The following is a 12,673-nucleotide window of genomic DNA, read 5'->3' as shown; positions in this document are numbered from 1 at the left end:
TAAGGAGGAGAAAAGATGGAAGAAATGAGCAGACGTTCTCTGCTGGAATTAGAAGCATTAATGAAAAAGAAACTATTGGCTGCTGGTTTGCCAGAAGCCGCTGCCAGTGAAACAGCGGCACATTTGACCTTTGCGGATGCGTGCGGGATCCATTCTCATGGTGCCGTGCGGATGGACTACTATGCCGAGCGTTTAGTAAAAGGCGGCATCACGCTGGAACCAAACATGTCTTTTGAAAAAAAAGGCGCCGCTACCGGAATTTTCCACGGAGATAACGGCATGGGGCATTATGTGTGCAATGAAGCGATGGCGATCGCCATTCATCTGGCAAAAGAAGCCGGGATCGCTGCAGTAGGAATCGAGCAGACCAGCCATAGCGGGACGATGGCGTATTACGTCAAACAGGCTGCTGAAGCCGACTTAGTGGCGATCGCCATGTGTCAATCTGACCCGATGGCGGTGCCTTTTGGTGGGACTGAAAACTATTTTGGTACCAATCCAATCGCGTTTGCTGCACCACGAGCCAATCATCCGCCGGTGGTTTTTGATATGGCGACAACGGTTCAAGCGTGGGGCAAAATTTTGGACGCTCGCTCGAAGAAACAGCAGATCCCCGATACTTGGGCAGTAGACGAGCATGGCTTGCCTACCACCGATCCCAATGCAGTCCAAGGATTATTGCCCATCGCTGGTGCTAAAGGATATGGCTTGATGATGATGGTGGATATTTTAGCTGGCTCAATGCTAGGCTTGGCTTTTGGTAAACAGGTCACCTCCATGTATGCGGACTTGACGGAAAAACGCCGCTTAGGACAATTCCTTCTTGTGATCGATCCATCTCGTTTTACCAACACCGAAACCTTCAAGCAAAGCATCGATCAGATGGTGACTGAGCTGCATGCAATCCCGCCAGTAGAAGGGCAATCACAAGTCTACTATCCTGGAGAGATCAGCCAAATACACTTTGAAAAAGCCCAGCAAGAAGGGGTCATGATCCCTAAAGAGATCATCGATTATCTCGAAAGCGAAACCCTCCATTTTGATCGCTATGGTAGTCAAGATTCCTTTGCTAAATAAAGATCTGCAGAAGACGGTTGGTTCAGAGGGGGATTGAACCAACTGGTTTTTTGCTGTCTGGAGCAAAGAGAAGTTTTCAGTCAGAAAATCGCACATTATTGGCAGGATCAGACGAATTCTTTGAGTTGGTTCATTTTGTTCAAAGCATTTCTTAAGCCATTCGACCTTTGATTGCTTGTTTTTTGGAATGTGGTAGAATAGGTCGCATAAGTTAAGATCACTCAAGAAATGAGAGAAAAGCGAGGATGCAACGTGGCAATGAATAAAGTGGTTCTTACTGGGAAAATCGCAGAGATGCCTAGTAAAGAAGCGTTTGATGCGGCGGACGATCAGGGCGTACGTTTTGATCTTGTCATTGTGTCTCAATGGCAAAACAGTGAAGAAGTGCACCATGAATGGTTTGCTTGCGTCATTCATGGAAAGCAGGCAGAGACCTTTTTACGGTATACTCAAAAAGGGGCAAGTATCAAAATCAATGGACACTTGCAAGGCTGTCCTTATGAAACACCAGAAGGTCAGAGACTTTGTGCGGCAGAAGTGGTGGTGGATAGCTTCCAAATCTTAGAGTTGGCAGAAGAACCAGCGGCGCCTTTTCCTAAAAAGCGGCCATCGACACTTGATGAAACGACGCAAACAAAGTTGATCCGTAATGAAAAAGATCCCCTAAAAACACAGATGCTGGAGTTTTTAAAAGACAATCGATTATTTTAATGACGAAACATGCGGAAAGCAACGGCTTCTCGCATGTTTTTTTACGTAGAGAAAGCATTGGTAAAATTCAACTATATTTGACTAGCGGTGTTCTTTATTGCGTATCAAAGAGGGGGTTAAATAGAATGGTGATTGTAATAAATGATCGCGAAAGTGAAAATAGTGTTTCACAAAAAGTGCGGATTGGTTTAGAATAGTTGAAACATATCTTGAGAAAAAGAGCGGCGCTTGCCTTGTTCAACTGTTAGATGCCGCTTTTTTCTGAAAAAATCGTTAATCAGGGAGGGATGTCGATGGGCAAACCAATTATAGGGATCGCTGCGAATGAAGTGCAAGATGCTGGCGATGTGCTGCATCATTTGCCGATCGCCTACACACCATTAGGGTATGTGCGAGCAATACAGCAAGTGGGCGGACTGCCATTGCTCGTGCCAATCAGTGAGCCAGCTGCAGCCAAGGACTATGTTTCACAGATCGATAAACTGGTATTAGCTGGTGGACAAGATGTTTCACCCAAGTTTTATGGGCAGAAGGCCCATCAGGCAACTGGAAGTGGCTTTTTGGCACGGGATGAGTTTGAACTAGCGCTGATCGATGAAGCGCTGCTGCAAAAGAAACCGATCTTTGCGGTTTGTCGGGGAATGCAGCTGGTCAACGTGGCATTCGGGGGCACGCTGCAGCAAGACATCAGTACCTTCAGTGAGATCATTCATATGCAGGCACCGATTCCGAAAGAAGTGCCGACTCATGCCATCGCGACGGCTGAAAAAAGCATGTTGGCTCGTGTCTATGGCCAAAAAACAAAGGTCAATTCCTTTCATCATCAAGCGGTGGATCGATTGGCTCGTCCATTGCAAAAGACGGCTTGGAGTCCTGATGGCATCATTGAAGGCATTGAACACGTGGGTCAGCGTTTGTTGGCGGTTCAATGGCATCCAGACTTTGCCTATGATGCGCTTTTACAAGAACAAGCGGTTTTCAAGTATGTCGTTGACGTGTTGTAAGAAAGAGGTCACGCAAGGAGGAGAAAAATGAAAAAGAAAATGTTTGGTATCGCTGCTTTCACACTATTGGTTTTAAGTGCCTGCAGTACCACGAGTTCCACGACGGATTCTGGACAGCAAGAGGAGCAAGGCGCCGTGGCGCAAGAGATTCAAGTATCAACCGCTGGCGCCTTATCGACCCTTGATAGCGGGCAATACACGGATGTCAACAGTTCCGATATGATCGGACAAGTGGCAGAAGGGTTATACCGTCTGGATCAAGAGGGGGATCCTGAGCTTGCGATGGCCGCTGAAGAGCCTACGGTATCAGAAGATGGACTGGTTTATACCTTCACCATTCGTGATGCAAAATGGAGCAATGGCGATCCTGTTACAGCGGATGATTTTGTCTACGCCTTTCAATATGTTGCCAATCCAGAGAACGGTTCTAGCAGTAGCAATCAAATGGATGTGTTGAAAAATGGCAGTCAAGTGCGTCAAGGGGACGCTGAGGTGAGTGAGTTAGGTGCCAAAGCATTGGACCAGCAGACGTTAGAGCTAACATTGACAAGTCCAATCTCATATCTGGATCAAATTCTGGTCGGGACACCTTTTATGCCAAAAAACCAAGCGTTTGCTGAAGAAAAAGGCGCCGATTATGGGTTATCAGCGGAAAATTTTGTCGGCAATGGCCCATTCTTGATCGAAGGGTGGAACGGAACCAACGAATCATGGACGTTAACGAAAAATCCTGATTATTGGGATGCTGAGAATGTCCAATTGACCAAGATCGACGTGCAAGTAGTGAAGGAAACGGCAACTGGTGTGAGCCTTTTTGAAACAGGGGAACTGGACTACACCACCTTGACAGATACTTACGCGCAGCAATACCAAAACTCAGCTCAAGCCAACTATGTGCCAAAGGCGCTGGTGGGGTATTTAAGTGCCAACCAAAAACGAGAAGTCACAGGCAATGTCAAGGTACGTCAGGCGATTTTACAAGCCATCGACAAAGAGGCATTTGCCGAAAATATCTTAGGCGATGGGTCCACTGCATTGAACGGCTTTGTGCCAAGCAACTTTGCCAAAGATCCTGAAACAGACCAAGATTTTCGTGAAGAAAACGGCGATTTACTGCCGTATGATCTAACAACCGCACAAGACCTTTGGGCGCAAGCCAAAGAAGAGCTAGGACAAGACGAGATTACCTTGGAGTTGCTATCGGCAGATACAGCAGCAGCCAAGAAAACCATCGAATTTGTCCAAGGACAGTTAGAAACTAATTTGCCTGGATTAACCATCGATGCCAAGTCGATTCCTTTACAAAACCGCTTGGACTTGCAATCCCAAGGTGAATTTGATCTCGTCTTTGGGACTTGGACGCCGGATTATGCGGACCCAATCAACTTCTTAGAATTTTATGATTCGACAGGTGGCTTGAATACCTCTGGGTATGCTAGTGAAAGTTACGACCAAGGGTTAGCAGAAGCACGGACGACTTTAGCAAACGACCCAGCTGCCCGTTGGGACTTATTGAAAGAACTCGAAAAGCAATTGATCGTTGAAGATACAGCCGTTTTGCCGTTATATCAAGGAGCGGTGGCGTATTTGAAAACGGATCGCTTGCAAGGGGTGCAAGTGTTTCCTTTTGGACGAACAGTATCCTATCGCCTAGCATCTGTCACAGAATAAACAGGTAGTAAGAAAACAGAGGAACTTTTTTTCAACCAATTGTGCTGATCAAACAGCGCTTGTTGAAAAGAGGGGCATCTGTTTTTTTATTTTTGCCAAAATCCTTGCAACTCTTGGGATAAAACAGGAATTCGTTTTCAAAAAAAGGTTGTTAAAAGGACTGTTCTGACATTCGCATTTTTAGAAAAGTCAATCTTTTTTAAAGAAAATTAATAAAAGTTGTTGCATTCTCAGAAACTTATCTGTAAAGTGTTAGGTGTAGTCAGCAAAATAAAAAGAGAAGGAGGGATTACGATGCAAAAAGTATTTGATAAAAAAACAACCAAATTGAATAAAGTGAATCCCTCATTCGGTAACCATTAGTGTACAGATAATGTCTATAATAACGACGTTTATGCTCTGTCCTTTTCCGAAGGGACAGAGCTTTTTTGTGTACTTTTTTAGAATGTGAGGGATAAAACATGAAGTATGTATTAAAACAATTAACAACGTATTTTAAAGAACATAAGGTGCGCTATACCTTTGTATTCGTCTTTATGGTGATCGCTAGTGCGATGTATGTTGCACCGATCTATATTCTGCGCTTGTTCATCGATGCGTTGATTCAAGATAATTTTGATTACTCCGTACTGATCCAATATGTGAGCCTCTTCGCGGGAGCTATCTTGTTAGGATATTTGGCGGAATTTGTTTGGACGTTTAATTTATTTATTGGTTCCTACGATTTGCAAAAACAATTACGGGAACAATTGATGAGCCACTTTCTCAAAATGGGGGCGCCGTTTTACCATCGTTTCCGAACAGGTGATTTAATGACTCGTTCCAGTGACGATGTCCAAGTGATGGGGATGACCGTTGGGTATGGTCTGATGGTTTTCTTAAATACTAGTTTGTATCTAAGCTTTATCGTAGCGATGATGGCTGGGACGGTTTCTTGGTTATTGACCTTGATTGCCTTGATTCCAATGCCACTTTTAGCCTATTACATTTTCAAATGGGGCTCGCAAGTCGATAAGGCGTTTACGGAAGCGCAGAATTCTGTTTCTGAGATGAACAGTGAAGTGTTGGAGATCATTGATGGCATTCGGGTCGTCCGAGCTTATGGACTAGAAGGAGCCACCACGGAACAGTTTCAAAAGAAAACACTGGAAACACGAGCAAAAAACAATATCGTTTCTGAGATCGATTCCCGTTTTGGGCCGCTGATTACCATCATCTTAGCGATCAGTTTTGTGATGAGCTTTGGTGTCGGGGCGTTTCTTGTTGCTAACCAAACGATCACCATTGGTGCGATGGTTTCTTTCCAAGTGTATTTGACAATGGTCGTTTGGCCGATGATCTCAGCAGGAGATCTTGTGAATGTGATGCAGCAAGGTGCTGCATCCTGGCGTCGGATCAATGAAGTGCTGCAGACAGGGGATGAATTAGAAACGCCAGGCGAAGCCGACCTGCAAGCCATCAATACGATCCGTTTTGAAGCATACCATTTCCAATACCCACAAGCAGCTCGCTATGTGTTAGAAGGACTGGATTTGACGATCACTCGTGGAGAAGTCTTAGGGATCGTTGGGAAGACCGGCAGCGGAAAAACGACGCTGCTAAGACAATTCGGTCACCGCTATCCATACTCTGATCAAGTACCCTTGATCAATGAGCAGCCCTTGACGGCCTATCAAACAACAGCAGTGCGCAACCACTTTGCAGAAGTACCGCAAGAACATACCTTGTTTTCACGAACGATTCGCGAGAACTTGTTATTCGGACAGCCAGACGCTTCCGAAGAAGTATTGTGGGAAGCCCTGGAAGCTGCTTGCTTTAGCGAAGACATCAAGCGGATGCCAGAAGGGCTCGAAACGATTGTCGGTGAGAAAGGCGTTTCCCTTTCTGGTGGACAAAAACAACGCTTGTCATTAGCACGGGCGTTTTTACGAAACAGTGAAGTCCTCTTACTGGATGATGCCCTTTCGGCAGTTGATGCCAAAACGGAACAAGCCATCATCACGAATTTGAAAACGATGAAGCAGGCACCGACCTCCATTATCGTGACCCATCGATTGTCCGCCATCACCGAAGCGGATCAAATCATCGTCTTAGAAGACGGACGGATCACACAGCGTGGTACCCATCAGGAGTTGATCGAAACCCCAGGGTGGTACCAAGAACAGTATTACCATCAACAGTTAAAGGAGGACGATACAAGTGTTCTCAACGATTAAGCGCTTGCTCACGTATTTGAGCTATTATAAAAAACAATTTACCGTGGGCGCGATCTTGCTGTTGCTGGCAGCAGCGCTCGAACTGACTTCACCACTGATTGCCAAACAGCTGATCGACCGAGTGATGACACCGGCGGTTGACAGCAGAAACCTAAATACGATGCTTTTGATCCAATTACTCGCTGGGTATTTGCTGGTCAATTTGATTGGTTCCCTTTTTCGTTATATCAGCTTGCTACAATTGCGAAAAATGTCCAACAGTATTGTCAAAAAAATGCGGGATCAGCTTTTTGACCATATGCACAAATTACCGGTTTCTTACTTTGACCAGATTCCAGCCGGCAAGGTCGTCGCACGGATCACGAATGACACCGAAGTCTTGCGGTCTAATTTCTACGTGATCGTGATCAGTAATTTGTTAAGCAACATTATCCAAATCATTGGTGCGTTTATTGCATTATTTCTTTTGAATCGCACCTTAGGAGCAGCGATGCTGATTTTGATCCCGATTTTAGGAATCTGGCAGCATTTTTACACCAAATATGCCTCTCGTTACAATTTAGCAATGCGGGAATACATCTCTCAAATCAGTGGACAGTTAAATGAATTTGTCCAAGGAATGGCGATCATCCAAGCCTTCCAACGAGAAAAGCAGTTGCAGAAAGAATTTAATGAGACAGTAGAGAAATGGTTCAAAACCGGACGTAAATACCTCTTACTCGATTCAAGTATCGCTTGGGGATTAGGCAATTTGTTGCGAAATTCAACCATCTTGATTTTAATCACGACCTTGGCCGCCTTTTTCCTTGATGGCCGCTTGGCGATCTCAGCAGGTTTGCTGTATGCCTTTATTGATTACATCAACCGCCTGTATGATCCCATCGAGGGGCTTGTCCAAACCATCACCAACGTGCAGCAATCATTAGCTGCTGGACAGCGGGTCTTTGAGTTTGCTGATCAGCCGGTTGAAAAACAACAAAGTGAGCAGCTGACTGTTACGAATGGCGATGTTTCTTTCCAACAGGTGACCTTTGGCTACGACCCTGAGCAAGCGATCTTGCACGATATCAACTTCGACGTTGCCGCAGGAGAGACCATTGCTTTAGTCGGTCATACTGGTTCTGGAAAATCGAGTATTTTGAACCTGTTGTTCCGTTTTTATGATCCGCAGCAGGGGAAAATCGTTGTGGATGGACAAGTGATCACTGATTATGATCGTCATAGTTTAAGAGATTCAATGGCGATCGTCATGCAAGATCCCTATCTATTTACTGGAACGATCGCCAGCAACATCGGGATGAACGATCCAACGATCACCGAAGCGATGATTATCGATGCCTTGAAACAAGTCGGCGCTGACTACCTTTTGAGCCGTTATGAAAAAGGCATCCATCATCCAGTCGTTGAAAAAGGCAATGAGTTTTCTAGTGGAGAACGTCAGCTGATCAGTTTCGCCCGTGCGCTGGTCTTTGATCCAAAAATCTTGATTCTGGATGAAGCGACGAGCCATGTGGACACTGAAACAGAGTCCATCATTCAAAAGGCGATGACCGTCTTGCAAAAAGGACGGACGACCTTCATGATCGCTCACCGTTTATCAACGATCAAACAAGCCGATCAAATCTTGGTCCTAGACCAAGGGAAGATCGTGGAACGGGGAACCCATGCAAGTCTTGTCCAAGGGCAAGGAATCTATCAGCAAATGTATCAAATGCAGGCAGAGCAGCTGTAATCAGCGGTGATTGCCGACAACAGTAACCGTAAAAGAAAATCCTTGAGCCTCCTGCATGGGAAGTGGCTCAAGGATTTTTAATATAATGCGAAGGTGCAGCCAATCATCTATGGGGAGTAGGAAGAGGAGGCCTTCGCTTATATATCAGTAGGAAAAGCGGCAAGGTGTTGTCGTAATTTTGTTAAGAAATGCTCGCCGATCACTGATAACGGGCGAGCGTTCTTTTTAATGAGGATGATCTCACCCTCGGACGCGTCGATCAAAGGAAGAAAAGCCAAGCCTTGGCGTTCTGGTTGGGCAACGATCCCCGAGCCGGTTCCATAAAGATCCGTCTGCTGTAATAGCTGGACCATCGTGCCTCGATCGCTGACATGCACCACTTGAGGGCTTGGAGCAAAGTCGATCAAATCCTCGGAAAAAAACGAATAGCGTTCATCTTCTTGCAAAAAGCGTACTTGTGGATAAGGGGCGAGATCTCTTAAGGAAAGCTGCCTTTTTTCTGTCAAGGGATGAGCCGCTCGCAAAAAGACATGGGGGCGAAACCGTCCCAACGCCTCGAAGGACAATTGGGCGCCTTGCAGAAGTCGTTCCAACCCTGCTTGGTTTTGCTCATTTAAATAAAGGATCCCAAATTCACTTCGATATTGCTGCACGTCCGTGATTACCTTTAAGGTCGTGGTTTCTAAAAGGCGAAACTGGCGACAGTCGGGAAATTCCTGCAGCAGCTCACTGAAAATTCCAGCCGTGAAATCATAGTGCTGGCTTGCAATAGTGAAGGTTTGATTCGCTGCTTGCTTGCTGGAAAAACGTGTTTGCAGCTGCGCCACTTGACTCAAGATCGGCTGGGCATGGTCTAGAAATTCCGAGCCTTCAGCAGTCAAGCGGGCGCCTTGATTCGTACGCTCAAAAAGCTGGACCTCCAATTCTGTTTCCAACTCTTTCACGGCTTGGGAAAGACTTGGCTGCGAAAGATACAGCCGTTTGGCTGCTTCACGAAAACTTCCATGGTCAGCGATCGCTTGCACGATCCGCATTTGTTGAATATTCAATTTTTGACCTCCTTTACAAAGATTTCGACAGGGAAGGGTCCACCAATCAATAGTAGTCAGTTCTTTTACTTCTATAATAATAGAAGCTTCTTTAAAAAATAAGACGACAGTTGCTGCTTATTGCTACTTTTCAAGCGGTCATTGCAATTCCTCAGGAATAAACCAATAATCCGTTTGATTCTCTTCTGCCAGCAGTTCTTTAAAGGCTTCAGAATGATAAGCTGCCACCACTGCCTGTGCCCAATTACTATCTTTATTGGCTTCTTTTACCGTTGCCACCAGTTCATATTCTTGCAAAATGTCTTCACTTAATAGGCTTTCCTCTGCAGCGATTCCAGCACTATAAACGATGCTGCCGGGAATCACCGCATAGTCTAAATCTGCTAAGCTGCGGGGGATTTGGGCAGAATCCATCTCGACGATGTCCAGGTCATAAGGATTGTTAGTAATGTTTCTCAAAGTCGCGGCAATGGGCGCCACTTCGGAGTCAAGCTCGATCCAGCCGGCTTTTTGTAGCAGCAACAGGGCACGGGTACTATTTGACGGATCATTGGGGATCCCGATGGTATCGTTTGCTTCAATCGCTGTTAAACTGTCCTTTCTGCCAGGATACAAGCCGGCTGGAACGGTAGGAATCGGTGTGATACCCACTAAATCGGCATCCGTGTTATCATTGAAGTTTTCTAAATAGGCGGTGTGCTGATCGACGTTTAAGTCGATCTCGCCATCGTTCAATGCAATGTCCGCTTCCAAGACCCCAGTAAAGCCAATATCCGTCACAGTATATCCAGCTTCTTCTAAAATCGGTTTGATTCCTTTGAGAAACAGTTCACTGTAAGGCCCTGGTGTCGTCCCCAATCTGATTTCTGTTTGCTGTTCCTCGGCATTTCCCGTTACTTCTTCTTGATTGCCACAACCGGCAAATAAAACTAAGGACAATAAACCAATGCCCACACCCAATCGAATCTTTCGTTTCATAACTTTTCCTCCTTTTTTATAAAAAAAGCCTTCCCAAAGAATAGTCTTTGGGAAGGACGATCATTTCGCGGTACCACCTTCGTTTGTTTTTTGCTGAAACAAAAAACCTCAGTCAGTTCATCAAATAAACTGCATTGCGCTATCGGGCTTTCTCCGTCGGGGATTGTTCGTCCACGAATGCTCAAAGGTCATCTTCGGATCTTCTTCCTTACTCGTTTCCACCAGTTCCGAGTTCTCTTGAAAGAAAGGGGGGATCGTACTCTTCTTCTCACTGCATGTGTATGAAATTAGTAGTATCTTAGAACAAGATGAGAAAGTTGTCAATTGCTTTCGTGATAGGTGATTCCAATCACTACGCAGGTAGTAGGGGAGCAAATGGACAAGGGCAAGAATAGACCTAAAAAGCAGGAAAAGCAGATGAATGGTCGAAATCGCTTGGTTGGGTTAGAATCGAAACACAAAACAAAAAAAGAGGCGAGCAAATGAAATTACTTTTGATTGGACATACCGGCACACTTGGGCAGCTTTTAGTTGAAGGCTTTCAGCAGGTACCAGAGGTGGAGCTGATCACGGCTAGCCGTAGCAATGGTGATCATCAGGTCGAAATTGCGGATGCAGCCAGTGTCAGCCAGCTATTTGCAGCTACTGGGAAAGTGGATGCTATTGTTTCCGCTGCGGGAAGCACAGTGTTTAAACCCTTTGAGGAATTGACGCCAGCTGATATTCAACAGTCGGTGGCTTCGAAGCTACAAGGACAAGTCAACCTTGCGTTGATTGGCCAGCATTTTCTCAATGAAGGCGGTAGTATCACACTGACTTCTGGAATTATCAAAGACGAATTTATCCCAATGGGCACGCCTTCAGCACTGGTCAATGGCGGTTTAGAAGCCTTCGTGGCATCGGCAGCTTTTGAGATCGGTCATGGGCTACGAATCAATGCAGTCAGTCCCAATGCGCTTGTGGGTTCTTGGGAAACCTTCGCCGATTCTTTCAAAGGCTTTATTCCCGTTGGTGACGCACCCGTTTTTGCAGCGTATCAAAAAGCAGTTTTTGGGATCATGACTGGCAAAACCTTCACCGTTTATTAAGAAAAGCAGAAGTAGCAAAAACCGCCAAATCACAGATGACTTGGCGGTTTTTGTTCTGCTGAAAAAGAGGTAGCAAACAGTTAAGAAGAGAGCATTTGGGTTTTCAGCTTGGGCATTTCTGCTTTGAGTTGTTGGCGAGCAAAAGCCAAGTCATTGATCCAAGAAGCAATCGCTTCTTTTTCTAAGAACAGAGGCATTCGATCATGGACTGGTTCAACAGAATCGTTCGCGGCAGTCGTTAGAATGATTGATTCAGTTTCGATCTGATCCTCTTTTTGAAGGATGCGATAAAAACCAGCGGCATAAATCACGTGATCTTGCGAAAAGAGGAACTTTTCCTTTTCATGATTCCATTCATAGAAACCAGACATCGGAAAGACACAGCGATGCTCTTGGAAAGGTTTGCGAAAAGTCGGTTTCTCTTCAACGGTCTCAGAACGCGCATTGATCATCAAATGCCCTTTTATAAAGCCGGTAAAGCCCCATCTTGTCACACCAGCTACAACTTGTTGTTGTTGATTTGCACCGATGGTTACGACGTGATTGGAAGGGAAAACATCATTGACAGCGACAGTCTGTTGACGCTTGCGGGCTTTCGCCGCGGCTTCTTGATAATATTCTGACAATTCTCCAGTTGTTGGGTCAAATAAGTATCGGCCGCACATGGACGAGTCACTCCTTTTTTTGGATTGGCTGCTGCCTTTGTTTCAGTATAAAGATTCAAGGCGTCAAAACCAACTAACTTGCTTCACTTCTCGATTCAACAAGAAAAGGATCTTAAACATATGTAAAAAGTCAGGAGTATCGCTTGATTTGCCGGAAACCAGATAACAAAAAAAGGCAGTCACCTACTGAGGTTGACAGCCTTTTTTATTCTAGTTGGTTAGCCAATTTTTTTAACTCTCCCGCCGATTTTATTTGCGAAACGTTCAGCATCTTCTCTGCAAGTATAGGTCAATGCAATTGTTTTGTCCCGTGTTCTTTTTCCTTCGGCGGTTAGATAACCATGAAAGATTTTAATCGCATACAATAGATAAACACCTCCTTATCCTTGGTAATAATAACAAATTTACCGCTTACATTCAAGAGATATAGTAAAAGTTTATTTTTTGTTAGTTATTTTATTAAGAATTTATTCAAAGGTTTT

At 45.1% G+C, this 12,673-nt stretch carries 11 protein-coding genes and 1 other annotated feature; of the genes, 7 read left to right on the top strand and 4 right to left on the bottom strand.

The features are described from left to right. The first annotated feature begins 15 nt into the window (after positions 1-15). The 6 genes from allD to ENLAB_RS04025 all read left to right on the top strand — a co-directional run bounded on the left by allD (position 16) and on the right by ENLAB_RS04025 (position 8,411). Positions 16-1,077, top strand: a complete 1,062-nt coding sequence (gene allD, locus ENLAB_RS04050) for an ureidoglycolate dehydrogenase (protein ID WP_244352754.1) — start codon at positions 16-18, stop codon at positions 1,075-1,077. A 228-nt stretch (positions 1,078-1,305) separates the two neighbouring features. Continuing rightward, complete coding sequence (locus ENLAB_RS04045; protein ID WP_077452856.1) at positions 1,306-1,788, top strand: single-stranded DNA-binding protein; 483 nt, start codon at positions 1,306-1,308, stop codon at positions 1,786-1,788. 293 nt (positions 1,789-2,081) lie between these two features. Further along, on the top strand, positions 2,082-2,792 hold the full coding sequence (locus ENLAB_RS04040) for a gamma-glutamyl-gamma-aminobutyrate hydrolase family protein (protein ID WP_244352752.1): 711 nt from the start codon (positions 2,082-2,084) through the stop codon (positions 2,790-2,792). Between the two features lie 27 nt (positions 2,793-2,819). Then, a complete protein-coding gene (locus ENLAB_RS04035) occupies positions 2,820-4,463 on the top strand; it encodes a peptide ABC transporter substrate-binding protein (protein ID WP_244352750.1) in 1,644 nt (547 codons plus the stop codon). Positions 4,464-4,924: 461 nt separating this feature from the next. Next, the gene (locus ENLAB_RS04030) at positions 4,925-6,679 is read left to right on the top strand and encodes an ABC transporter ATP-binding protein (protein WP_077452853.1); all 1,755 of its coding nucleotides are present in this window, start codon (positions 4,925-4,927) and stop codon (positions 6,677-6,679) included. Then, positions 6,663-8,411, top strand: coding sequence for an ABC transporter ATP-binding protein (locus tag ENLAB_RS04025; protein WP_220426875.1), 1,749 nt, complete (start codon positions 6,663-6,665; stop codon positions 8,409-8,411). Before ENLAB_RS04030 ends, ENLAB_RS04025 begins: the two co-directional genes overlap by 17 nt. Positions 8,412-8,548: 137 nt before the next feature. Here the strand turns inward: ENLAB_RS04025 and ENLAB_RS04020 are convergent, their stop codons facing one another. Beyond that, positions 8,549-9,460 (bottom strand): LysR family transcriptional regulator, encoded by a 912-nt coding sequence (locus tag ENLAB_RS04020; RefSeq protein ID WP_220426874.1) that lies wholly within the window; start codon positions 9,458-9,460, stop codon positions 8,549-8,551. 138 nt (positions 9,461-9,598) lie between these two features. Next, positions 9,599-10,438 (bottom strand): MetQ/NlpA family ABC transporter substrate-binding protein, encoded by an 840-nt coding sequence (locus ENLAB_RS04015; RefSeq protein WP_244352748.1) that lies wholly within the window; start codon positions 10,436-10,438, stop codon positions 9,599-9,601. 49 nt (positions 10,439-10,487) lie between these two features. Further along, positions 10,488-10,719, bottom strand: a binding site (T-box leader). A 201-nt stretch (positions 10,720-10,920) separates the two neighbouring features. Here ENLAB_RS04015 and ENLAB_RS04010 point away from each other — a divergent pair. Continuing rightward, positions 10,921-11,526 carry a short chain dehydrogenase gene (locus tag ENLAB_RS04010; protein ID WP_244352746.1) on the top strand — a complete coding sequence of 202 codons (606 nt, stop codon included), beginning with the start codon at positions 10,921-10,923 and terminating at the stop codon, positions 11,524-11,526. A gap of 80 nt (positions 11,527-11,606) precedes the next feature. Here ENLAB_RS04010 and ENLAB_RS04005 read toward each other — a convergent pair whose 3' ends face one another. Continuing rightward, on the bottom strand, positions 11,607-12,191 hold the full coding sequence (locus tag ENLAB_RS04005; RefSeq protein WP_244352744.1) for an SOS response-associated peptidase: 585 nt from the start codon (positions 12,189-12,191) through the stop codon (positions 11,607-11,609). Positions 12,192-12,409: 218 nt separating this feature from the next. Further along, positions 12,410-12,556, bottom strand: a complete 147-nt coding sequence (locus ENLAB_RS04000) for a hypothetical protein (RefSeq protein WP_005234527.1) — start codon at positions 12,554-12,556, stop codon at positions 12,410-12,412. Positions 12,557-12,673: the final 117 nt, after the last annotated feature.

This window comes from Enterococcus innesii, assembly GCF_022846515.1.
Taxonomy (GTDB): domain Bacteria; phylum Bacillota; class Bacilli; order Lactobacillales; family Enterococcaceae; genus Enterococcus_D; species Enterococcus_D innesii.
The sequence above is the reverse complement of the archived record's forward strand: the minus strand, read 5'-3'. Positions and strand labels throughout refer to the sequence as shown.